Here is a 23,346-nt window from a genome sequence, read left to right on the forward strand (position 1 = left end):
GGCCATGCATCCGCTCCTGGTGCAGTACCGCGCGGTGGTCGTGAAGGAGGTCCGGCAGACGGTGAGGGATCGCCGGGTCATGGCGCTGCTCACCATCGCGCCGCTGGTCCAGCTCTTCGTCCTGGGCTTCGCGGTGAACTTCGACGTGCGCCATGTCCCCACCGTGGTCGTGGACCAGGACCGGACGGTGGAGAGCCGCGACTACGCCCGAGCGCAGCTCGCCGGGGACACCCTGGACCTGAAGGCCGAGCTGCGGGACGAGCACGCGGCGGAGGAGGCCCTGGAAGATGGCCGGGCGTCGGTGGCGCTCGTCCTTCCTCGGGACTTCCAGAAGGACGTGCTCCGGGGCCAGGGCGCGCAGGTCCAGGCCCTCGTGGATGGCTCGGACCCGACACGCTCGGGCGTCGCCTCCGACGCGGTGGCGCGCTTCGCGGCCCTGCGCGCGACCCAGCTCCTCCAGGCGCAGGCCCGGGCCCAGGGCACGTCCGTGCCGAGGGCCCCCGTGGCCCTGGTCCCCCGCGTGCTCTACAACCCGGAGCTGTCCACGTCCGTCTACGTGGTGCCCGGCATCGCCGCGATGCTCCTGCTCATCGTCACCACGGTCATCATGGCCATGGGGCTGTCACGCGAGCGTGAGACGGGGACGCTCGAGCAGCTCCAGGTGACACCGCTGCGCCCCGGCATCCTGATGGCGGGCAAGGTGACTCCGTTCCTCGTCATCGGCCTGGTGGACGTGGGGCTGGCGCTGAGCGTGGGCGCGTGGGTGTTCGGCGTCCCCCTGCGGGGCAGCCTCGTCCTGGTCGCCGTGGCCACCCTCTTCTATCTGCTGTCCACGTTGGGCGTGGGCCTGCTCATCGCGACCGTGAGCCGGACCCAGCAACAGGCCTTCGTGGGCGGCTTCCTGTTCGTCCTCCCGGCCGTCCTCCTGTCGGGGGTGATGAGCCCGATCCGCGCGATGCCGGACTGGCTCGCGGTCGTCACGTACGTGAACCCGGTGCGCTACTACGTCGAAGTGCTCCGGGGCTCGTTGCTCAAGGACGCCGGACTGCCGGACCTGTGGCGCCAGCTCGTCATGCTGGCCGCCTTCGGCACCGTGGTCATGTCGGTGGCCGCGCGCCGCTTCCACAAGACCTCCGCCTGAACGGGCGCGCTCACGGCGGGGGGCCGTTGGAGCGGCGGTCGGGCCCGGGACGGACTCACCGGACGAGCGCCCGACGCCATCGGGGACCCGGTGCGCGCGCCCTGGAGCCCTCGCCCCCTCCGTCTGTGACTGGAAAGCCCGGCGGCGCTGCGTTACAGCCCGCCCTGCATGGGTCAAACCGCCGACGCCCCCTCCCCTTCATTCTCCGTCTTCAGGCACCGCGACTTCCGCCTCTACCAGATCGCCCGTCTGTGCGCGGTGCTGGCCATGCAGATCGAGTCGGTGGCCATCGGCTGGCAGGTCTACGAGGTGACGGGCAGCGCCCTCGCGCTTGGCTACACGGGGCTGTCGCAGTTCGTGCCGTTCCTCTCCTTCTGTCTGGTGGGAGGCCAGGTCGCCGACCGGTTCGACCGGCGGAAGATCCTCGCCATCTGCCAGGGCGTGATGCTGCTGTGCAGCCTGGCGCTCCTGGCCTTCTCCCTGGGCCACGTCCGGGACGTGCGCTTCGTCTACGGCGTGCTCATCGTGTTCGGCACCGCGCGCGCCTTCTACGCGCCCGCGGGCTCCGCGCTCACCCCGCACCTGGTGCCCAAGGACGAGCTGACGCGCGCCGTCGCCGTGAACTCGACCACGTGGCAGGTGGCCACCATCGCCGGCCCCGCGGTGGGTGGCGTCCTCTATGGCTGGGCTGGTCCCACGGGGGCCTATGTCGGCTCGGCGACGCTGTGCGCGCTCACGGTGGTGTGGATCCTCTCGCTGAAGGTGCGGACCGGCCGGGCCTCCACGCAGCCCCTCTCCTTCTCCACGCTCGTCGCGGGCCTGGGCTTCGTGCGCCGTCAGCGGATGCTCCTGGGGAGCATCACCCTGGACCTGTTCGCGGTGCTCCTCGGCGGCGCGGTGGCGCTGCTCCCCATCTACGCGCGGGACGTGCTGCACACCGGCCCCTGGGGCCTGGGGCTGCTCCGGTGCGCCCCCGCGGCCGGCGCCGCCATCGTCGCCGTCGCCCTCGCCATGCGGCCCCTGGGCGGCAGGGCGGGATGGAAGATGTTCGCCGCCGTGGCCGTCTTCGGCACCGCCACCTGCGTGTTCGGCATGAGCCGCTCCCTGCCACTCTCCCTGGTGGCGCTGGCCATCGCGGGCGCCGCCGACATGGTCAGCGTGGTCGTTCGTCACACCCTGGAGCTGATGTCCACCCCCGACGAGATGCGAGGCCGCGTGGGCGCGGTGAACATGATGTGCGTCGGCGCCTCCAACGAGCTGGGTGAGTTCCGCGCGGGCTGGCTCGCCGAACACGTGGGCGCCGTGCCCGCCGTGGTGTCGGGCGCGCTCGGGACGCTGCTCGTGGTGGCCATCTGGGTCTGGGCCTTCCCCGAGCTGCGCCGCGTGGACCGCCTGGAGACGGCGGCCCGTTCCACCCAGCCCGAAGCCCCGGAGCCCGAGCCCGCCACGACCCAGGCCGCGGGCTGACGCCGCGCCCGGGCCCCCCGGCCAGGGGGACTGCCTCAAAACGCGCAATCCGCGTACACTGGCAATTCCCCTACCGGAGGTCCATCTCGATGCAGAAGCGGATGCTGATGCTGTGCCTGGCGTTGGGTTTGACGGCGTGCGGCCCCCAGACGGCCGAGGAGTCCACCGAGCCGTCGACGGAGAGCGCCACGCAGTCCCTCGAGCTGCCTCCCGGCCCCACCGTCTGTGACATGGACGGCTGCCCCTCCGGGATGTGCGCCACCCGGGTGGGCATCAACGCGATGTGTCCGGGCGGCTACATGTACTACTGCTCGACCATCGTCCCCGGGCAGACCCGCTGCATCTGACGTGCGAAGGAAGGCACGAGCGGACGGCGCCAGGCCGTCCGCCCCGTGTCCCGAGAGGCCCGCTCAGGCGCGAGCACCCTCGTAGCTGACGCGCAGGCCCTGGTGCGTCACGGTGATGAGGGGCCGCCCGAGCCAGCCACAGTGCTTGCAGACCCCGCTCGGCCCGGCCGCCGTGACACGAACCGGCAGGTCGGCCGCGCAGAGGGGGCAACCTTCGGGAATCATGAAGTCGCGCGATGCGGTGGGTGCTTCGGTCATGCGTTCGACGTAACGCAGGAACGAGCCCACGCAACGCGCCTCCCCGGGAGCGAGGGGCCGACCGAGCCCCCCACCCACCGCCCCGCTCACAGGCCGTCGAGCAGCTTGCGGAAGGCGCGGGAGATCTCCACGTCGCTCAGCGTGTCCACGCCCGAGCTCATGGTGAACTCCGCCTCGAGGACGCCGGGGACACGCGTCGGGCCGAAGCCTCCCGCCAGCCAGATGCGGTCCTCGCGCGCGACGCGGAACAACTGCCGTCGCAGCGCGTCGATGTCTGCCCGCACGAAGACGCGGAACATGTTCGTCGGGACGGGGCGCGGCAGCACGGTGAGCCGGCTGTCCGCGGCGAGCGCCTCCGAGAGGGACTTCGCGCGGCGCACCTGCGCGGGGATGCGCTCGAGCGCACCATCCAGCCGCATGGCCGCGGACGCAACGTAGGGATAGAGGTGGAAGATGTCGCCACCATGCCGGTGCCGCCAGATGCGCGCCTCGCGGATGAAGTCGCGTCCGCCCACCAGCATCGCCCCGCCCAGCGCGCCCACCGTCTTGTAGAAAGACACGTAGACGGAGTCGAAGCCCTTGCAGATCTCCGGCAGGGGGCGGCCGTAGTACGGCTGGCACTCCCACAGCCGCGCGCCATCCATGTGCAGCTTCACGCCCCGGGACTGGCAGGTCTGCTTGAGCTCCTCGAGCTGCTCCCACGTCTGGAGCTGCCCCCCGAGCCAGCGCACCGGCAGCTCCACGCTCACGGTCCCCAGCGGCTCGCGCGCGTCCCGGACGTCGCCGGCGAGCAGCGGGCGCGTCCAGGGCGAGAGGATGACGTCGTGCAGTTGGTGCAGGACGACATGGCTGCTGTCCTCGTGCAGCACGTGGTGCGAGGACGGATGGACCCCCACGTTCCGGTTGCGCCCCGCGTCCGCGTAGATGCGCAGCGCGATGAGCTGCCCCATCGTGCCCGTGGGCATGAAACACCCCGCCTCGAAGCCCAGCAGGTCCGCGACCTTCTTCTCGAAGGACTGGATCAGCTCGGCGTTGCCGTAGAAGTCCTCGCGCACGCCCTGGCGCTGGATCCACTCGCCAATCCGCACCAGCTCCGGGCCGGGGTCGGGCGACGGCGCACCGGACACGAAGCCCCGGCACGCCCTGCGGACCTCCTCCATCTGCTCGCGCGTGGGCTGCGCCGTCGCCGGTACGGGAGCGGGAGCCGCCGCCGCGCGCGCCTCGCCTCCACCGGCCAGCAAGGCGCTGCCCGCGAGGAGGCTGGAGAGGGAGAGGAACTCACTGCGGCTGAATCGATGAGGGGTCATGAGGCACTCGCGGCGAAGAGGGAACCCGACCCGGGGGACCGTAGTATGGCGTCCCGCACGCACGCAGGGATTCCCACATCCGGACGGCCGTTCCCACGAGCGGACCGGGCGCCGAGGTGGCCGGGCCCCGCGCGACACACGCCAATCCCTGACGCGCCGCGATATCGGCGGAAATAACCAGACATGACGCACTGCAATGCTGAATCAGGCTTCATGTTCTGGTGCCCAGAAACCTGAATCACCCTTCAACTCCATTTGCGGTCCGGACCGTGCGTTTGGTACGTATCGCGCACTTGCGACACAGTTGTGTTCGCAAGTCGGGGCCTCTTCCGTCGTGGTGTCACGGAGGGCGTGCTCGCTATCCCCACAGCATCAGCTAGCGATTGCATCGGAGCTACACATGGCAACGCGTCGCATGGATATCCGCGCGGTGGTGGCTGTCGTCGGCCTGGTCGGAGTGGCATGCTCGAACCAGGAGCCCGGAGGAGAACAGCCCGGGCCCGGCACGCAGGTCCCCGCGGCGGTGAAGGCCTGCCGCGACCGCATCGCGGCGAAGACGGCGGAGGTCGAGGCGGCGGGCATCGACATCGCCACCTGGTCCATCCAGGACGCGTCGGAGATGAAGGAGCTCACCACCACGACGCCGCAGAACCAGGACAACTACCTGTCCTACGACGGCAAGTACCGCCCGGTGACGAACCACCCGGGCTGCGCGGTGGACAACCTCTACTACGACAAGACGAACACCACGGGCTCCACGCCGTACGTCGACGGGAACAACGACGGCAAGTGGACGGGCAACTCCGCGTTCGGAGGTCCCAACGCCGCCACGGGCTTCCTGCCGGGAGATCGCGCGAAGATCCCCGGCTATCCCTGTGCCGCCAAGGAGTACACGCAACCCAACGAGGACACGTCCAAGCCCATCATCGTCCTCGTACACGGCAACTCCACCCGGCCGCACACCTGGGAGAAGTTCATCCTGCCGCCGGGCACCCCGCCCACCACCGCGTACGAGAACGTCCAGTTCACCGCGGACACCACCGCGCGGGACCAACTGGCGGAGAAGCTGATCGCCGCGCACTACCGCGTCATCGCGGTGGACTTCCGCACGGACGTGGTGACGAGCATCGACCCGTCCGCCAACAGCACCACGCAGAACTCCTCCGGCAACATCGACCACGGCTGGTCGACGCCCATCCTCCAGTCGCTGCTGAAGGCGGTGATGAAGGACCAGCCGAACCGGAAGGTGGCCCTCATCGCGCACTCGCTCGGCGTAACGGTGGCGCGTGACGCCCTGCGCCGCATGTACGTGGAGTGGCAGGCGGGCAAGGCGGGCGCCATCAACCCCTTCCCCCAGGTGAGCCACGTCATCCTCGGCTCGGGCGCCAACCACGGCGTGTCCACGTATGACCCGGCCCTGGGCTCGCTGTGCGCCACCAACACGACGATGCGCGGGACCATCGTCTGCGAGATGGGCAGCCGGTCCAACTACGTGCAGACCTACTTCCACAAGCCGCTCAACGGCCCGCGCGACCTGTTCGCCACGCCGTGCGCGGACGGCGACTACGCCTTCGGCAAGACGGGCCAGTGCGGCGAGAACGTCGTGAAGTACTACACCATCACGATGACGGACAAGGAGAAGGGCACCAACTACCAGGACCTCTACGTGTCCGAGGCCGCGTCGCGCATCGAGATGGATGGCTGCGTCACCAACACGCTCACCACGCTGACCGACTACGACACGAGCGGCTACTTCAACAAGGGCTTCATCGCGAACCACTTCGGCTCGCTGCGCTCCAGCTCCGGGCTCGACCTGGCGATGCGCTACCTCGCCGAGTAGTCCCGTCGTCCCCGCGTCATCCCTCCAGAGAGCCCGGCCCGCCCTCGTGCGCGGGCCGGCTCCCGCGTCCCTCCCCTCCAGTCCCGAGTTCCTCCATGAAGCGATTCCCGTTCGCCGCGTCCCTCTGCGCGCTGGCCCTGGGCTCCGCGCCCGCGGGTTGGGCCCAGGCCTCCGACTCCACGCCCGCCTCCCCCGCTCCGTCCGCCGACGCGGCCCAGGCCTCCGCCGACCCCACCACCGCGGGAGCCCCCGACGCGCCCAAGCCCACGGAGCCGGAGGCCGCGACCACGCCCGAGGAGATGGCGGGCACGGCCGAGGTCATCGACAACCGCCCGCCCCCCGTGGTCCGCCCCCGCATCGCGGTGGGCAACGAGACCTTCTACGTGAAGCCCGTCCTCGCGCTCGCGGGCGGCGTCCACGTGGAGAACCTCATCCAGACGCTCAACCGCAACCGTGAGAGCCGCGCGACGACGGTGGCGCTCACCCGGTTCGGCTTCGAGGGCCGCCTGGGCCAGTACGTCTCGTTCCGCAGCGAGTTCGAGCGCAACATCCGCGCCCACGGCTCCGGCGTGTGGGAGGGGACCGCGTCCTTCAGCGTGAGAGACCAGGTCATCCGGCTGCAGCGCTGGAACGCCACGCTCGAGGCGGGCATCGTCGTGGACCCGGCCAGCGTGGACTACATCTCGACCCACATCGCGGACACGCTCCTGGCGGACAAGTACACCCGCGATCCGCTGCTCTACAGCGGATTCAACCGGGGCCAGGGGGCGCAGGCCTCGTACGACTGGAAGGGCTTCCGGGTGGGCCTGGGCTTCACCGCCGCCAACCCGCTCAGCACCTCCAGTTCGTACCAGGTGGGCGGCACGTTCGGCGGCGGCAGCCGCTTCTGGGAGCGACCCCTGGCCAACTACCGCAACGGCCAGCCGGATGACGACCTGCACTTCCAGGTCATCAGCCCCTCGCTGACGTACACCCACGAGCTGTTCGAGGTGAAGGCGATGGCCCAGGTCTTCGACGTGAACTACCAGACCAGTTCGCGCACGGACCCGCTGCTGCACGGCAACAACCTGCGCGGCAACGCGCTGCTCAAGCTGCACACGAACGTGGGCATCCCGCTGTTCATCACCCCGTTCTTCAACTTCGCCCGCGTCCAGAACGACGTGGCCAACGCCACTCCGGGCTTCGCGGACACGCTGCTGGGCACCCACTACACGGCGACGACCGTCGGCGCGGGCATGGACATCAACTTCGAGGGGCGCTCGGGCATCGGCGTCCAGTTCAACCGCGTGGCGGACCGCTCGCCCACCTACGTCGCCGCGACGGGGGAGCTGCCGGCCACCGAGCCCATCACCCGCACCACCCAGTTCTTCCTCAACGTGGGCGGCACCTACTGGTTCACCGAGGACGTGGCGCTGGGCGCGCGCTACGCCCGCTACCAGAAGAAGCAGGACGGCATCGAGGACGAGATCGACGCGTCGTACTTCATGACGCTCCGCCTGCTGCTCTAATCCCACCGCGACGGCACGACACCCCAGGCGACGCGCGCGACCGAAAGCGGGAGGAGACGTCATGGAAACACCGGCACACGAGCAGCGGGACTCCATCTTGAAGGTGGCGGTGGCGAGCTTCATCGGCACCGCCATCGAGTGGTACGACTTCTTCCTCTACGGGACGGCGGCGGCGCTGGTGTTCAACCGGCTGTTCTTCCCCTCCTTCGACCCGCTCACCGGGACGATGGCCGCCTTCGGCACCTTCGCGGTGGGCTTCGTCGCGCGTCCGCTCGGAGGGGTCGTCTTCGGCCACTATGGCGACCGCCTGGGGCGCAAGGCCATGCTGAGCGCCACGCTGATGCTGATGGGCGTGGCGACGTTCGCCGTGGGGCTCCTGCCCACCTACGAGCGCGTGGGCGCCTGGGCCCCCGCCCTGCTCGTCCTGCTGCGCCTCATCCAGGGCTTCGGGCTGGGCGGCGAGTGGGGCGGCGCCGTGCTGATGGCGGTGGAGCACGCCCCCGCGCACCGGCGCGGCTTCTACGGGAGCTGGCCGCAGATGGGCGCGCCCGCGGGGCTGCTCGTGGCCACCGCGGTGTTCAACGTCTTCTCCCGGATGCCCGAGGCGGACTTCATCGCCTGGGGCTGGCGCGTGCCCTTCCTGCTCAGCGCCGTCCTCATCGGCATGGGGGTCTTCATCCGGCTGAAGGTGGCCGAGTCCCCCGTGTTCCGCGCCCGGCCCAAGCAGGAGGCGCACGAGTCGCTGCCGGTCCTCGACGCGCTCCGCCAGTACCCCCGGCAGATCCTCCTCGCGATGGGGGCGCGCTTCGCGGAGAACGGCTTCTTCTACATCATCACCACGTTCGTCCTGTCCTACGGCACCGAGCGCCTGGGGCTGCCCCGCACCACCATCCTGAATGGCGTGCTGGTGGCGACGACCGTGCACCTGGTGGCCATCCCCACCTTCGGCGCCGCGTCCGACCGCTTCGGGCGGCGCCCCGTGTACCTCGCGGGCGCGCTGGGCTGCGGGCTGATGGCCTTCCCGTTCTTCTGGCTCGTCGACACCCGCGAGGCGGGGCTCATCACCGCCGCCATCACCCTGGGCATCGTGGCGCACGCGGCGATGTACGGGCCGCAGGCCAGCTTCTTCTCGGAGCTGTTCGGCACGAAGGTGCGCTACAGCGCGGCGTCGCTCGGCTATCAGCTCGCCTCGGTGTTCGCGGGCGGCCTGTCCCCCGTCGTCGCCACCGCGCTGCTGGCCCGCTCGGGGGGACAGTCGTGGCCGGTGTCGCTCTACATGGTCGCGCTGGCCGTCGTCACCCTCGTCTCCGTCTGGCTGTCCGCGGAGACCTTCCGGGCTCGACTCACGGAGGAGGCGCCCGTCGCCGGCGCCCCCGAGACGCCCGTCAGCGAGCCGTCCAGCCGCAGTCCATCACCTGCGCGGACCCCGTGATGCCGCCCGCGGCGTCCGAGCACAGGAACGAGACGTAGGCGGCGACCTCCTCGGGCTCCAGCAGCCGCTTCACCGCCGCGGGGGCGAGCATGACCTTCTCCACCACGTCCGTCTCCGAGAGGCCGTGGACGCGGGCCTGGTCGGCGATCTGCTTCTCCACCAGGGGCGTGCGCACGTAGCTGGGGCACACCGCGTTCACCGTCACGCCCTTGTCGGCGGCCTCCAGGGCCACCGTCTTCGTCAGGCCCATGAGTCCGTGCTTCGCGGACACGTAGGCGGACTTGTAGGGCGAGGCCACCAGCCCGTGGAGCGAGGACATGTTGATGATGCGTCCCCACCGGCGCGCGTACATGAGCGGCAGCGCGTGGCGCGTCAGCACGAAGGGCCCCACGAGCATGATGCGGATGAGCTGCTCCCAGCGCTCCTCGGGGAACTCCTCCACCGGCGCCACGTGCTGGACGCCCGCGTTGTTGACGAGGATGTCCAGCCGCCCCCACTCCTTCTCGGCCCTCGCGACCAGGGCGCGGCACTCCTCGCGGGAGGACACGTCCACGCGTTGGAACCGCGCGCCCGGCAGCCGCGCCGCGGCCGCGGCCCCCGCCGCCTCGTCGAGGTCCGCCAGCAGCACCCGCACGCCCTGGCCCGCCAGCGACTCCGCCACCGCCAGGCCGATGCCGTTCGCCGCCCCCGTCACGAGCGCGGTCCGACCTGAAGCTGAATTCACATTCATGCCGACATCGTGATGGAAGCGGGGCCCGGGGGCAATGCCGCGCGTACGTGCCGCACCACGCCTTGAAGTGCGCGGCGCGTCCGCGCCATCGTGTCCCTTCCCATGTCGCAGAACGCCTCACCCGCGGGCCCTTGGTGGCGGTGGCCGCGCTCACTCGTGCTCGCGCTGGCGCTCGGCACCCTGGTGTCGCTGCCCTCCCTCCGGGTGGGGCTGCTGCTCGACGACCTGGTCCACCGGCTCGTGCTCTCCGGACGGATGGCGTCCATGGGGGACTGGGGCCCCCTGACGCTCTATGAGTTCGTGGGCGCGCCGCGCGCCGAGCCGGTGCGGCTGAGGGAGGCCGGCCTGCTGCCGTGGTGGGCGTCGGACTCGCTGACCGTGCGCTTCTTCAGGCCCGTCCCGAGCGCGCTGCTCAGCGTCGACACCTGGCTCTTCGGCGAAGCGCCCTTCCCCGCCCACCTGCACAGCCTCGCGTGGTACCTGGCGCTGGTGGCCCTGGTGGGCTGGCTGCACCGGCGGCTCCTCCCCGGTGCCATCGCGGCGCTCGCGACCGCGGTCTACGCCATCGCGAGCGCCCACATGTTCCCCGTGGCGTGGCTCGCCTCCCGCCATCCGCTCGTTTCAGGCGTCCTGGGCCTGCTCGCCTTCGCGGCGTACCTGCGCGAGCGCGAGGACGGCTGGCGCCCCGGGCGCATCCTCTCCCCGCTCGCGTTGCTGGCGGCGCTCCTGTCCGGCGAGGTGGCGCTCGGCACGGCCGCGATGCTGGGCGTGTACGAGGGGCTCGGGCGGAGGGAGGGGTGGCGCGTCGCGTGCTCCAGGCTCGCGCCCCATGGGCTGCTCGTCCTCGGATACCTCACGTGGTACCTGGGCCAGGGCTACGGGGCCCATGGCAGCGGCGGCTATCTGGATCCCCTCGCCGCGCCGGGAACGGTCCTCGTCACCGTCCTCCAGCGCGTGCTCATCCTCATGGGCGAGCTGCTCGTGGCGACACCCTCGGACGTCGCGGCGGGGCTGCCCGCGCTCCACGCGGGGTTCGCGGCCTGGGGTGCCCTCTGCGCCCTGGGGGCCTTGCTCCTGCTGCGGAGCCTGTGGGGGCGGCTGGGTGTGACGGAGCGGAGGACGTTGAGCTGGTTGCTGCCCGGGGGGCTCGTGGCCACCCTCCCCGGGGCGGTGGGCATCGTCGGCGGGCGGGTGCTGATGCTCCCGCTCGTCGCGGGCAGCGCCTTGGCGGCCGTGCTGATGGCGCGCGGATGGGAGGCCTTCCGGGATGACTCCGCCACGCGGGGCGCCAGACGGCGCGCGTTCCTCGGCGTGGCGGTGCTCGCGCTGGGGCACCTGGCCCTGGCGCCCCTGTTCCGGGTCGGCCTGGGGGTCGCGCTCGCGCGCATCGCGGAGGCCCAGTGGCGCATCGCGCGGGAGGCGCCCCACTGCGACGGGACACTCGTCATGGTGGCCGCGTCCGATCCGACCGTCGCCCTCTACGTCCCCGCCGCGATGGTGCTCCTGGGGCGCGAGCCCCGCGGCTTCCGGCTGCTGAGCGCGGCCCCACACGACCACGTCCTGGAGCGGACCTCCGACTCCTCCTTCGACCTGGTGGTCCGCGCCGCCCCGCGGCAGCCGGGCTTCTGGGAGCAGGTCAACCGGGCCTCGGCGCCGCCGGCCGGGACGCGCCTGGCGCTGGGCGACCTGCGCGTCACGGTGGCCGAGGCGGACGAGGGAGGCTTCACCCGCGCGCACTTCGACTTCGGCCGCCCCCTGGAGTCGAAGGACCTGTGCTTCGTCACCTGGCGCGGAGAGGGGCTCCAGGCGGTCTCGCTCCCACCCCCGGGTGGACACCTGGAGCTGCCGTTCCAGCGCGGTCCCGCAGGGCTCTGAACACTCCGCGCGCGCGGCTGTGCATGAGCCGACGGGCCGCCCCGGAGGGCCGTTGTGGAGGCGCCGCGTTCCGCGCCGGAATCATGGGCGTCACGACCTCCAGCCCCCTTCGTGCCCATGACGCCATTCCAGACGCTCCGCTCCTTCCTCACGCCGCTGCTCGCCTTCGCCCCGCTGTGCCTCGTCGCCTGCAACGACGACGATGACGACGACCAGCCCAATCCCACCACCACGGACGCCGTGGTGATGACGCGCAACATCTACCTCGGCGGCGACATCTTCCGGCTCGCCAGCGCCACGACGCCGGAGCAGATCCCCGTGGTCGCCGCGGAGCTGTACGAGACGGTGCAGGCCACCAACTTCCCCGAACGGGCCAAGGGGCTCGCGGATGAAATCCAGGCCGCCAACCCCGCGTTGATCGGCCTCCAGGAGGTCTCCATCTACCGGACGCAGCACCCGAGCGACGGCTCCCCGCCCGAGTCGCCGGACGCCACGAACGTGACGTACGACTTCCTCGCCATCCTGATGACGGAGCTGCAGTCGCGCGGCCTCAACTACCGCGTGGCGGCGAAGGTACAGAACGCCGACGCGGAGCTGCCCGCGGCCCTGTCCGGAAACCCCACGGACCTCACCGACGTGCGCCTCACGGACCAGGACGTCATCCTCACCCGGGGCGACGTGCAGATCGCCAACGTAGTGACGGGCAACTACGACTACATGCAGGAGGTGCCCGCCGGGGGCACGACGCTGGGCTTCAAGCGCGGCTTCACCAAGGTGGACGCCACGCTGGACGGGGCGCGGTTCACCTTCGTGAACACGCACCTGGAGGACCTGGTCCCGGGCAACGAGAACCAGGCCTCGGAGCTGCTCGGCCTGGTGGGCGCCTTCGAGCGGCCCGTCATCGTCGTGGGGGACATGAACACGGGCCCCGGCACGCGGCAGGACGCGTATGACAGCCTCACCGGAGCCTCGACGGGGCTCGTCGACGCCTGGACCCGCGTGGGGTCCGGCGACGGCTTCACGTGCTGCCTGAGCGAGACCGTCAACGACGCCACGCCCGACTTCACGCAGCGCATCGACCTGGTGCTCTACACCGGCGACGGCATCGAGCCGGTGTCCGCCCAGGTCGTGGGCAACCAGACCGCGGACCGCTCCGCGTCGGGGCTCTGGCCCTCCGACCACGCGGGGCTCGTGGTGACGTTCCGCCTGAACCGCTGAAGGACGGGGCCCTGGGGCTTGGAGGACTCCCGGCGCAGGGAGTATTCAAGCCCCAGATGCCACTCCGCCTCATCCAGCGGCTCGCCCGCGACTGGTTCCTGCTGGGCATGCTCTGCGCCGTCGGGCTCGCCCTCCTCTTCCCGGACTTCGGGCGCGAGGGCGGCGCGATGCACGCCGACGTCGTCACCAACGTGGGCATCTTCCTCGTGTTCTTCCTGCACGGCCTGGGGATGCCCCCCGGGAACCTCAAGGCCGGAGCGCTCCAGTGGCGGCTGCACCTGCTGGTGCAGTCGTTCACGTTCATCGTGTTCCCCCTGCTGTGGGTCGTCCTCGACCAGCTCTTCGGCGCGCTCCTCCCCGCGGACCTGTCGCTCGGCTTCCTGTTCCTGTGCGCCGTCCCCTCCACCATCTCCTCGTCGGTGGCCATGACGGGTGTGGCCCGGGGGAACGTGGCGGGGGCCATCTTCAACGCCAGCCTCTCCAGCCTGCTGGGCATCGTCTTCACGCCCCTCATCCTCGGGCTGCTCGCGAGCACCACGGGCCAGTCCCTGTCCCTGGGGCCCGCCATCCTCAAGCTGTCCGTGCTGCTCCTGCTCCCCATCGCCCTGGGGCAGTTGCTGCGCCCGCTGCTGGGGTCCGCGTTCGCCCGCTACCGCAAGTACACCAACGGCGTCGACCGGCTCTTCATCCTCGTGCTGGTCTACGCCTCCTTCTGTGACTCGGTGGCGTCCGGGACCTTCCGCGCCCACGGCGCCGGCATCGTGGCGACCACGCTCGCGGGCGCGGCGCTCATCCTCGCCCTGGTCCTGGGCCTGAGCACCCTTTCGGCCCGGCGGCTGGGCTTCTCCAAGGAGGATGAGATCGCCGCCGTCTTCTGTGGCTCCAAGAAGACGCTGGCGTCGGGCGTCCCCATGGCGCGGCTGCTCTTCGGAGCACATCCCGCGCTGGGGCTCGTCGTCCTCCCGCTCATGTTCTATCACCAGCTCCAACTGCTGGTCTGCTCGGTGCTCGCGGAGCGCTATGCCGCGAGGATGTCATCCCCTGGAGTGGGTGCTCCATAGTCCCCGCGGAGGCAACGACATGGCGAAGGAACGGTACGAGCAGCACCTCGCGGCGTTCAGGCACTTCAACCGCTTCTACACCCACAAGATCGGCATCCTGGACAAGGAGTTCCTCCACAGCGAGTTCTCCCTCACGGAGGCGCGCGTCATCTTCGAGCTGTTCCAACGGGAGAGGCCGACGGCCGCCGAGCTGAGCCGGGACCTGGGACTGGACCCGGGCTACCTGAGCCGCCTCTTGCGCCGGCTGAGCACGTTGGGCCTGCTCGCGAAGGAGACGTCGGCGACGGACGGGCGCCAGCAGTTGATGAAGCTGACCCGCAAGGGTGAGGCGGCGCTCGCGCGGCTGAACACCAGCTCCAACAACGAGATCGGCGCGCTGCTCATGCCCCTGCCCCCGCCGGACCAGCAGCGGCTCCTGGAGGCGATGCACACCATCCAGCGGCTGCTCGGGGGGACGTCCGCGCGAAAGGACGAGGCGCCCTACACCCTGCGCCCCCATCGGCCCGGGGACATCGGCTGGGTCGTCCACCGGCACGGCGCCCTGTACGCGCAGGAGTACGGCTGGGACGAGAGCTTCGAGGCCCTGGTGGCGGACATCGCCTCCCGGTTCCTGCGCCACTACGACCCCCAGCGCGAGCGGTGCTGGATCGCCGAGAAGGACGGGCAGAACGTCGGCTCCGTCTTCCTGGTCAAGGAGTCGAAGACGGTCGCCAAGCTGCGCATGCTCATCGTGGAGCCCGCGGCGCGCGGGCTGGGCCTGGGCAAGCGGCTGGTGGACGAGTGTGTCCGCTTCGCCCGCGAGGCCGGCTACCGGAAGGTGCGCCTGTGGACGGACCCGCAGCTCCACGCCGCCCGTCGCCTCTACGAGCAGGCGGGCTTCGTCCTCGTCAAGACCGAGCCCCACGACGCGTTCGGCAAGGGGCTCATCGGCCAGACGTGGGAGTTGACCCTGTGAGGCGACGGCGCGACCACTGGCACCTCGTGGCCGCGCCGCGCCCTTTCAGCTCACGCCACCCGCATCAGTTGATGCAGGTGATGGCGCTCGCCTTGCCGAAGCAGGCGTTGCTGCTGGCCGGGATGACGGTGTAGCAGGTCCTGCGGCCCGTCATGGCCTCGGTGTCCGAGTAGGTCGTGCCGGTGACGGTGGCGATGCGGGTCTTGCCGTAGCTCTCCGCGTTGACGCCGTCCGACTTCATCACCCAGTACTGGGTCGCGCCGGTGACGGCGCCCCAGCTCAGCGCCGCGGAGTTGGTGCCCGGCGTGACGGTGAGGGTCGCCGGAGCGGCCGTGGGGCCCCCCGCGCAGCCGCTGTTGACCGCCGCCGGCGTGGTGCAGGCGATGCCGTGGCGGTTGAAGGCGGCGTAGATGGCCGTCATGTGCGGCGTGCCGTTGTTGATGTTGCCGTCGTCGTCGTCCGCGGCCAGCCACTGCTTGTAGCCGTTCGTCGCCGCACAGCCATCCGCCGTGCCGGCGGTGCAGTTACATGCGTGCCAGGAGCCGATGTTGCCGCTGCCCTGGTAGAACAGCTTGTTGCCGATGTTCAGCGCCGTGTTGGCGTCGAAGCTGAACGGCGCGGCCGTCAGGTCGCGCTTGATGAAGTCCCAGGCGGCCTGGCGCACCGGGGAGGCGGCGCAGTGCACCTGGCGGCTGCACGGGCCCGTGCCGGTGGAGCAGCGGGTGCAGACGAAGTTCTGCGGGGTGGTGGGCGTGGCCGGGCTGTGGGCCGCGTAGTCCGCGTCACGCACGCCGGAGCAGTTGGTCGCGCACCACGCGGTGCCCGTCTGCGCCTCGTTCACGTTGTAGCCCGTGCCGTCCGCGGTCATGCCGCAGCCGTTGTTGATGGTCTGGAAGAAGCCGAAGCCCACGCACGAGGCCGGCAGGCGGTAGATGGCGGCGATGTCCGCGTAGGCCTCGCTGGAGTTGCTCAGCGTGCCCGCCACGTCGTTGTCGTCCATGCCGTGGCCCCACTCGTGGTCGAACACGGCGGCGATCTCACCCGTGTTCCGGCAGCCACCGCCGGAGCGGTAGAAGTTGACCGTCGAGCCGTTCCAGAAGGCGTTGCAGGTGCTGGTGATGTTCACGTTGGCCGTCATCTGGCCGTTCAGCCACGTGTTCGTCGGCAGCCAGCCGCGCGCCAGGTGGGCGATGCGGTTGAGCTCGTAGAACGCGCTGCGGGCCGCCGGCGTGTTGTTCGGCGCCGGCGTGCAGTCGTGGTCCCCGTTCGTGCCGCCCAGGTTGAGGTTGGGCGCGCCGGTGAAGCTGAGCGCACCGCAGGAGTCGCTGATGCGGATGTACTTGCCGTTCAGCGTGGTGGTGATGGAGGTGCCGGAATAGCCCGCGTACGTGCCGGCGCTGTTCGTGTACACACCCGAGGCGATGTTGGCCCACGGCATGGGCGTGTTGGGCTGCATCACGCCGCAGGTCGCGGGGTTGGTGCAGGAGGTGGCCAGGCCCGTGTTGGTGAGCGGGTACACGCCACCGACGACGTTGCCGTCGAGGTAGTGGTTGTCGTCCTCGAGCGCCAGCACGTCGCCGGTGAGGGCGTCCACCGTCACCTTCCAGCGCTCCAGCTCACCGTCCAGCTGGATGCCATAGCTCCAGACGAGCTGGTGCGACTGGCCCTTGCCGAAGCCGCCGCCGGGCACGTGGACCGGGGTGAACTCCAGCGTGGCGTCCTTCCACAGCGTCGGCGGGCTCTCATAGAGGCCGAAGCGCTCGTTGCCGATGACCATGGCCCGGTCCCCGTCGACGAGGGGAACCGCGGAGCCCTCGACGTTGCTCCAGGACTCGGTGCCCAGCAGCACGAGGTTGCCGTGGCTGATGGTCGCCGCGATGCGGCCATAGCGCACCGGGACGCCCCGCTGCTCCTGCGGGAAGGACAACTGCCACAGGTCCTCGTTGATCTGCTCCACGCGGGCCGCGCCGATCTGCAGCGTGTCCACGCCGAGCGCCGCGCGGTTCGCGTCGATGAACTTGAGCACGAGGTCCGCGACCACGGCCTCGTCCACCCTCGTCACCGAGCGGCCCAGCGACCGCCCCACGCTGTTCAGGGTCAGCTTGTTGCCCACGCCGTTGCCCGGGATGATGGGCACGGCGCCCTGGATGTTCGTCGTCGTGCCGGTGACGACATCGACGTAGATCTCGAAGTCCTTGCCGTTCCGCGCGAAGAAGTCCTGCCAGATCTTCGCCGCATCCGGGCCCAGCTTCGGCAATGCCTCGTTCAGGGTGACCTGCCCGCTGGGCAAGGTCAGCTCCGGCTTGAAGAACGCCTGGCTGGCCAGGGCGCTCTTGCTGTTGGTGTCGGTGGGCGTGAATGCCCACACCTGCGATGTCGCCATCACTGCCATACAAACAGCGGCTTTCACCACGCTGCGCATGCGGTGCTCCTTCACGGGGAGAAGGATCAACGACCGGGGACCCCGTGCTGGCTCCGGCATGGAACCAGGAATCCCCGGGTTGCGCATAATTCAGTTTTACTCCGAGTGCGCCCGCATAAAACCGAGGGACTGTCGGGAAGTGGACAGTCTCCGTCGCGGCGCGGTGCGTCCGCCCTTTCGCCACACCGCGTCGCGCGGTTGTGGCACCATTGGAGATTTCCCCCAGGTCAGACGCGATAGGTGGCGGCCACCTTCTCCATGCGGAGGGCCACCTCACGCAGCGCGGCGGTCATCTGCTGCGCGTTGCGCAATCCGGCCATCGTCTCCTCCATCATCCGGGACAGGTCGGTGACGGCGGTGAAGATCTGCGAGACGCCGGCGCTCTGCTGGGTGACGGCGGCGGCGATCTGCTTCGCGGCGGCGACGTTGTCGTGGACGATTCCGACCAGCTCCCGGAGGCTCCCGCCGCTGGCCTGGACCTGGGAAAGCCCCACCTCGGCGCCCTCCTGGCTCTGCTCGGCCATCTTGACGGAGCCCTGGATGGAGACGCGGATGTCGTCGAGGATCTCCTTCACGCGGCTGGTGGAGGAGATGGACTGGTCGGCGAGGCTGCGAATCTCCCGGGCCACGACGCCGAAGCCCTTGCCGTGCTCGCCGGAGCGGGCCGCCTCGATGGCCGCGTTGAGCGCGAGCATGTTGGACTGGTCCGCCAGGTCCTTCACCGTCTGGGTGATGCCGCCAATCTGGCGCGTGCGCTCGTTGAGGGCGGAGATGCTGGCCACCATCCGCCCCACCTGCTCGCGAAGCTGCTCGAAGCCCTGGAGGCTGGCGGCCACGGTCTGCTCACCCGCGCGCCCCACCTCCTGCGAGCGCTCCGCCACGCCGAGCACCGCCTGCGAGCGCTCCGCCGCCATCCGCGACGTCTGTTCGATCTCCCGCGCCGTCTCCTGCGTCTCGTGGAGGGCGGCGGCCTGGCGCGACAGGTTGCCCTCCTGCTGGGCGGCGGCGGCCGTGAGGTCCGCGACGGTCCGGCCCAGCACGCGCGTGCCCTCCTGGAGCTCGCGGTTGGACTCCCGCAGGTGGTCCATCATCTGGGAGAACGTGAGGGCCAGCTGCCCCACCTCGTCCCGGCGGTCGACCAACTCCACGCGCTGGGTCAGGTCCCCCTCGCGGACGACGCGGGCCACGACCTCGCTCAGCTGGGTGATGGGCCGCGTCGTGCCCCGGGCCAGGGCGAACGCGCCCGCGCCCGCCACGGCGAGCGACAGCAGGGTGATCGTCACCGACAGCGTCTCCGCCGTGTCGAGGGGCGCGTAGGCCTCCTCGGGCTCGACGGTCGCCACGAAGCGCCAGCCGTCCCCCACGTCCCTGGCGTGGGTCTCGTTGATGGACTCCACCTGGACCACGTCCGAGGTGCGCGCGGCCCCCCCCTCCTGGCTGTCGAAGAGCGTCTCGCCCTCCACGCCCTTCACCTCCAGGGCGAAGCTGCCCAGGCCTCGCGAGCGGGCGCGCTCCAGCGCGGGCGCGACCACGCCCCGGACCTGGCCCCACTCGAAGGGCGCCAGCAGCACGCCGATCCGCGCGCCGCTCAGGGGGCTGAGGATGGGCACCGCGAGCGGCAGCACGACCTGCCCGAAGTAGGGGTCCTCCCGGGTGAAGCCGCGGATGTCCTGGTGCCCCGTCAGCGCCGCGCGGAACCACGCCGCCGCGAGGACGTCCTTCTCGTGTCCGGCGTAGGCCTGGAGCAGCCGGGGGTCGCTCGCCGACACGGCCTGCCCCTCCTCCGTGAAGAGCACGAGCCCCGCGAAGGACGGGTGGCGCTTCTCGAGCGAGGCCAGCACCGCGTCGCTCTTCTCGTAGGTGTCGAACAGGAGCGCGCCACGGATGATGGAGTCCTCCGCCCAGCTGCGGACGTTCGCCTCGCGCTCCGAGAGCGCGGTCTCCACCACGTCACGCAGGTGCTGGGCCTCCGCGCGGAGCGAGGCGTTGATCTGCTCCTGGATGAGGTCGAAGACGAAGACGCGCCCCAGGACGTTGAGGGGCAGGAGCGTGCACAGGGTGAGCGCGCAGACGGCCGCCATGAGGCGGGTCTGAAGCGAGAAGCGATCCAGGAAGCGCATGGGGCTCGGAGACGAAGAGGTTTCAGAGATCCAGCAGGGAGAGGCTGAAGGTGACGGCGCCGATGACCCGGCCCGCGTCCCGGATGGGCAGGGAGACCTGGACGACGTAGGTCAGCGACGAGTCGTCGAAGAAGGGCTTCTCCGTCAGCGCCACGCCCCGCGTGAACGGGACCTGGAACTTCGCCTCGTCCCCCTGCCAGTAGTCGGACGGGCGGCGCGTGGCCCCCACCAGCCCCCCGAGCTTGTCCATCACGAAGGACTCGGCCAGGCGGCGCCCCAGCGCCTGCTGGTGCCGGACGAGGAGCTTCGAGCACGCCGACCCGAGGACCTCCTTCTTCAAGGGCGTGAGCTGCGACGTCGCCTGCCAGGCCTCGTCCCGCTCGCGCACGGTGTCCAGCGACACGCCCCGCGCGTTCTGCGCGCGCACGGCCTCGACGATCTGCGGGTCCGCCGCCAGCCGTGACAACGCCGGCATGAGACGTTCGACCTTCGCGAGCTGCGCGGCCCCATCCGGAGGCACCCCCGCGAGCAGCGTGAACACGACACCAGTCCAGTGCATCCCGACCTCGTCACATCCGCGATGACTCGGCGGGAACGGCCCCCTCCTCCGCCGGCGGACGGGTCGGAACAATACATGAATGAAACATCACCCGTGAGCAGGCGAGAGCGACGGCCCCCCGCCCCCCGTCACCCCGAGTGCCCGCCTGCATTCATCCGAGACATCGTGGGTCGATGACGACACATCCGTTCACCTGGATGTCACACGGCACGAAGAGCGGATTTCAGCGAGCAAGCTGGGCGAAGTGATGCGCCAGTCGCTGGAGCAACTCGGTATTTTCCTTTTCGGCGGCCTTCAGCCTGGGCAGTTGCGACTTCAACTCCGCGAGGTCCTTGCCGCGCTGCTTCAAATCCTCGGCGCCCAGCTCCAGCCAGTGGCCGAGCTCCGCCGCGGTCAGCTCCAGGTGGAACTGGAAGCCATACGAGCCGCCCAGGCGGAAGGCCTGCTGGACGTAGCGGTCCGTGGAGGCGAGCAGCGTCGCGCCGGGCACGGGCTTGAAGGTGTCACCGTGCCAGTGGGCGACGGTCGACTTCGGGCGCGCCCCGGCGATGACCTCGTCCTCCAGGCCCTCCTTCGTCCAGCGCACGGGCGCGGCGCCCACCTCGAAGCCATTCTTGCCGGGGAACACCTCCGCGCCGGCGGCCGCGGCCAGCATCTGCGCCCCGAGGCAGAAGCCCAGGCACGGGCGCTCGTTGGCGAGCCGCTCCAGGAGGATGGCCAGCTCGTCGCGGAGGAAGGGGTGCTGGTCGGCCTCGTAGACGCCCATGGGGCCGCCCATCACCACCACCAGCTCCGCGTCCACGTCCTCGCGGCGCACGGCGCGGAAGCGGTTCACCAGCGTGAAGCCCACCTCCTCCAACGCCGGTCCCAGCAGCCCGACGCCCTCGTGCTCCTCGTGCTGATACACCACGGCTCGCATCGTCACGACCTCCCTGCGCGTTCCACGCCGACGGAGCCTAGCGGAAACCCGGCCCGCGTCAGGGCCCGGACTTCACCGCCCGCCGCGCCGGATCGACGATGCGCAGGAGGCCCTCCTGGGCCACGGAGGCGACGAGGCGGCCGTCGCGCGTGTAGATGGAGCCACGCGCCAGGCCCCGGGCATTGGCCGCCCACGGGCTGTCCATGACGTAGAGCAGCCAGTCGTTGACGCGCAGGTCGCCGTGGAACCACAGGGCGTGGTCCAGGCTGGCGCCGATGATGTCCGGCTTGAAGAAGCTGGTCCCGTGCGGGAGCAGCGCGGTGCTGATGAGGTTGAAGTCGGACGCGTACGCCAGCACGTACTTGTGCACCTGCGGGTCGTCCGGGAGCTGGCCGTCCGCGCGGAACCAGACGGCCTTGGACGGGGCGTGCGGCGTGGGGTTGAACGGGTCCACGTACGCCACGGGCCGCATCTCGATGGGCTTGGCGCACAGGAACTTGTCGCGCAGCCGCTCCGGGATGCGGTGCGCCTGGCGGCGCAGCAGGTCCATCTCCGTCTCGAGCGACTCCGGCGGCGGCACGTCCGGCATGGACGACTGGTGCGCGAAGCCGGGCTCGTCCCCCTGGAACGACGCCATCAGGGTGAAGATGGGCTGCCCCTTCTGGATGGCCACGATGCGGCGCGTGGTGAAGCTGCCGCCGTCCCGCACCCGGTCCACCGTGTAGACGACGGGGACGCTCGCGTCGCCCGCCCGCAGGAAGTAGCCGTGCATCGAGTGCACGTGGCGCTCCGCCTCCACCGTCTGGCTCGCCGCCGAGAGCGCCTGCCCCAGCACCTGCCCACCGAAGAGCTGGCGGAAGCCCAGGTCCTGGCTCTTCCCGCGAAACAGGTTTTCTTCGATGGCCTCCAGCTTGAGGAGCTCCAGCAGCTCATCCAGGACACGACTCATGGAGGTCTCTCCTATCCGACCCCCCGGGGCCCTGTCTCGGGGACAGTGAGCGCCCGGGCGGCGAGACGGGAATGAGACAGGGCGCTCGCCCGGGAGCGGACGTTCGTCCTCCCGCCGAGGGACCTCGACCGCGCCGCGTGTCCTCCCGACACCATGAAACACGATGACGCCAGGCGTCACCCGCATGTCAGGCAAATCGCAACAGGATGGCTTGAAGCGGGACGCCCAACTGCGCGACGCTCGCGGCATTTCCCGACAACGCGACCCAGGTGGCGACGGGTGACCCAACCAACCATGGGGGGAACATGCAGTCCAATGTCCTGACGACCGTGCTGATGCCGTTGTCCCTCGCCATCATCATGCTCGGCCTGGGGTTGTCGCTGACGCTGGAGGACTTCAAGCGCGTCATCGTCTACCCGCGCGCGGTGATCCTGGGCCTCGTGGTCCAGATGCTGGTGCTGCCGCTGGTCTGCGCCCTCATCGCGCACGCCTTCGGCATGGGGCCGGAGCTGGCGGTGGGGTTGATGTTGCTGGCGGCGTCACCGGGGGGCGCCACGGCGAACCTCTTCAGCCACCTGGCCCGGGGAGACGTCGCGCTCAACATCACGCTGACCGCGGTCAACAGCGCGCTGACCATCTTCACCCTGCCCCTCATCGTGAACCTGTCGATGATGCACTTCATGGGCGAGGGCCGCGCCATGCCCATGCAGTTCGACAAGATGGTGCAGGTGATGGTCATCGTGCTGGGGCCGGTGAGCCTGGGCATGCTGGTCCGCTCGCGCAAGCCCGGCATCGCCCTGCGCCTGGACAAGCCCATCCGCATCCTCTCCGCCGCGTTCCTCGCGCTCATCGTCGCGGCGGCCGTCTTCAAGGAGCGCGAGCACGTGGGGTCGTACTTCCAGCAGGTCGGGCTCGCGGCGCTGGCGTTCAACGTGGCCAGCCTGGGGATCGGCTTCGTGGCGCCGCTCCTGTTCCGCCTGCCCCGGCGTCAGGCGGTGGCCATCGGGATGGAGATCGGCATCCACAACGGCATCCTGGCCATGACCATCGCCATGAGCCCGCTGCTGCTCGACAACGCGACGATGGCCATCCCGCCCGCCATCTACAGCATCATCATGTACTTCACGGCGGCGGCCTTCGGTTACGGGGTGACGCGGCTGCAGGCCCCCGAGCCCGAGGCGGCCGACGCCACGCCCAGCCAGACCTGAGCCTCCGGGCTCCGTCGTCGTCCCCCCCCC

Annotated in this window: 19 protein-coding genes; 11 read left to right on the forward strand and 8 right to left on the reverse strand. The window is 70.4% G+C overall.

What is annotated here, in order from left to right; translation table 11 throughout:
• Positions 1 to 4: 4 nt before the first annotated feature.
• The 3 genes from LZ198_RS34055 to LZ198_RS34065 all read left to right on the forward strand — a co-directional run bounded on the left by LZ198_RS34055 (position 5) and on the right by LZ198_RS34065 (position 2,955).
• Positions 5 to 1,141, forward strand: a complete 1,137-nt coding sequence (locus LZ198_RS34055) for an ABC transporter permease (RefSeq protein ID WP_253976305.1) — start codon at positions 5 to 7, stop codon at positions 1,139 to 1,141.
• A 168-nt stretch (positions 1,142 to 1,309) separates the two neighbouring features.
• Positions 1,310 to 2,608, forward strand: a complete 1,299-nt coding sequence (locus LZ198_RS34060; protein WP_253976306.1) for an MFS transporter — start codon at positions 1,310 to 1,312, stop codon at positions 2,606 to 2,608.
• A gap of 89 nt (positions 2,609 to 2,697) precedes the next feature.
• Positions 2,698 to 2,955 (forward strand): hypothetical protein, encoded by a 258-nt coding sequence (locus LZ198_RS34065; protein WP_253976307.1) that lies wholly within the window; start codon positions 2,698 to 2,700, stop codon positions 2,953 to 2,955.
• Between the two features lie 63 nt (positions 2,956 to 3,018).
• Here the strand turns inward: LZ198_RS34065 and LZ198_RS34070 are convergent, their stop codons facing one another.
• The gene (locus LZ198_RS34070; protein WP_253976308.1) at positions 3,019 to 3,213 is read right to left on the reverse strand and encodes a hypothetical protein; all 195 of its coding nucleotides are present in this window, start codon (positions 3,211 to 3,213) and stop codon (positions 3,019 to 3,021) included.
• A gap of 86 nt (positions 3,214 to 3,299) precedes the next feature.
• Positions 3,300 to 4,520, reverse strand: coding sequence for a threonine aldolase family protein (locus LZ198_RS34075; protein WP_253976309.1), 1,221 nt, complete (start codon positions 4,518 to 4,520; stop codon positions 3,300 to 3,302).
• Positions 4,521 to 4,920: 400 nt separating this feature from the next.
• Here LZ198_RS34075 and LZ198_RS34080 point away from each other — a divergent pair, with 400 nt between their 5' ends.
• The 3 genes from LZ198_RS34080 (at position 4,921) to LZ198_RS34090 (ending at position 9,300) form a co-directional block, all read left to right on the forward strand.
• Positions 4,921 to 6,360: an esterase/lipase family protein gene (locus LZ198_RS34080; protein WP_253976310.1), complete on the forward strand. Its 1,440-nt coding sequence runs from the start codon at positions 4,921 to 4,923 to the stop codon at positions 6,358 to 6,360.
• Positions 6,361 to 6,455: 95 nt separating this feature from the next.
• On the forward strand, positions 6,456 to 7,868 hold the full coding sequence (locus LZ198_RS34085; RefSeq protein WP_253976311.1) for a hypothetical protein: 1,413 nt from the start codon (positions 6,456 to 6,458) through the stop codon (positions 7,866 to 7,868).
• Positions 7,869 to 7,929: 61 nt separating this feature from the next.
• Positions 7,930 to 9,300, forward strand: coding sequence for an MFS transporter (locus tag LZ198_RS34090; RefSeq protein ID WP_253976312.1), 1,371 nt, complete (start codon positions 7,930 to 7,932; stop codon positions 9,298 to 9,300).
• On the opposite strand, the gene LZ198_RS34095 is transcribed toward LZ198_RS34090, so the two are convergent.
• Complete coding sequence (locus tag LZ198_RS34095; RefSeq protein WP_253976313.1) at positions 9,254 to 10,030, reverse strand: 3-hydroxybutyrate dehydrogenase; 777 nt, start codon at positions 10,028 to 10,030, stop codon at positions 9,254 to 9,256. The genes LZ198_RS34090 and LZ198_RS34095 overlap by 47 nt on opposite strands.
• Before the next feature lie 102 nt (positions 10,031 to 10,132).
• On the opposite strand from LZ198_RS34095, the gene LZ198_RS34100 reads away from it, so the two are divergent.
• The 4 genes from LZ198_RS34100 (at position 10,133) to LZ198_RS34115 (ending at position 15,139) form a co-directional block, all read left to right on the forward strand.
• A complete protein-coding gene (locus LZ198_RS34100; RefSeq protein ID WP_253976352.1) occupies positions 10,133 to 11,905 on the forward strand; it encodes a hypothetical protein in 1,773 nt (590 codons plus the stop codon).
• A 117-nt stretch (positions 11,906 to 12,022) separates the two neighbouring features.
• Positions 12,023 to 13,123, forward strand: a complete 1,101-nt coding sequence (locus LZ198_RS34105) for an endonuclease/exonuclease/phosphatase family protein (protein ID WP_253976314.1) — start codon at positions 12,023 to 12,025, stop codon at positions 13,121 to 13,123.
• Positions 13,124 to 13,179: 56 nt separating this feature from the next.
• Complete coding sequence (locus LZ198_RS34110; RefSeq protein ID WP_253976315.1) at positions 13,180 to 14,184, forward strand: bile acid:sodium symporter family protein; 1,005 nt, start codon at positions 13,180 to 13,182, stop codon at positions 14,182 to 14,184.
• A 19-nt stretch (positions 14,185 to 14,203) separates the two neighbouring features.
• Complete coding sequence (locus tag LZ198_RS34115) at positions 14,204 to 15,139, forward strand: bifunctional helix-turn-helix transcriptional regulator/GNAT family N-acetyltransferase (protein ID WP_253976316.1); 936 nt, start codon at positions 14,204 to 14,206, stop codon at positions 15,137 to 15,139.
• A gap of 64 nt (positions 15,140 to 15,203) precedes the next feature.
• On the opposite strand, the gene LZ198_RS34120 is transcribed toward LZ198_RS34115, so the two are convergent.
• The 5 genes from LZ198_RS34120 to tesB form a co-directional block, all read right to left on the reverse strand.
• Positions 15,204 to 17,522 (reverse strand): gluzincin family metallopeptidase, encoded by a 2,319-nt coding sequence (locus LZ198_RS34120; protein WP_323383201.1) that lies wholly within the window; start codon positions 17,520 to 17,522, stop codon positions 15,204 to 15,206.
• A gap of 266 nt (positions 17,523 to 17,788) precedes the next feature.
• On the reverse strand, positions 17,789 to 19,681 hold the full coding sequence (locus LZ198_RS34125; protein WP_253976318.1) for a methyl-accepting chemotaxis protein: 1,893 nt from the start codon (positions 19,679 to 19,681) through the stop codon (positions 17,789 to 17,791).
• A 22-nt stretch (positions 19,682 to 19,703) separates the two neighbouring features.
• Positions 19,704 to 20,240: a PDC sensor domain-containing protein gene (locus tag LZ198_RS34130; protein WP_253976319.1), complete on the reverse strand. Its 537-nt coding sequence runs from the start codon at positions 20,238 to 20,240 to the stop codon at positions 19,704 to 19,706.
• Positions 20,241 to 20,463: 223 nt separating this feature from the next.
• The gene (locus LZ198_RS34135) at positions 20,464 to 21,159 is read right to left on the reverse strand and encodes a glutamine amidotransferase-related protein (protein WP_253976320.1); all 696 of its coding nucleotides are present in this window, start codon (positions 21,157 to 21,159) and stop codon (positions 20,464 to 20,466) included.
• A 58-nt stretch (positions 21,160 to 21,217) separates the two neighbouring features.
• On the reverse strand, positions 21,218 to 22,108 hold the full coding sequence (tesB, locus tag LZ198_RS34140) for an acyl-CoA thioesterase II (RefSeq protein WP_253976321.1): 891 nt from the start codon (positions 22,106 to 22,108) through the stop codon (positions 21,218 to 21,220).
• Between the two features lie 305 nt (positions 22,109 to 22,413).
• Between tesB and LZ198_RS34145 the strand changes: the two genes are divergently transcribed.
• Positions 22,414 to 23,316, forward strand: coding sequence for a bile acid:sodium symporter family protein (locus LZ198_RS34145; protein WP_253976322.1), 903 nt, complete (start codon positions 22,414 to 22,416; stop codon positions 23,314 to 23,316).
• The last annotated feature ends 30 nt before the right edge of the window (positions 23,317 to 23,346 follow it).

Origin of the sequence: Myxococcus dinghuensis, from assembly GCF_024198235.1 — a bacterium.
GTDB classification, from domain to species: domain Bacteria; phylum Myxococcota; class Myxococcia; order Myxococcales; family Myxococcaceae; genus Myxococcus; species Myxococcus dinghuensis.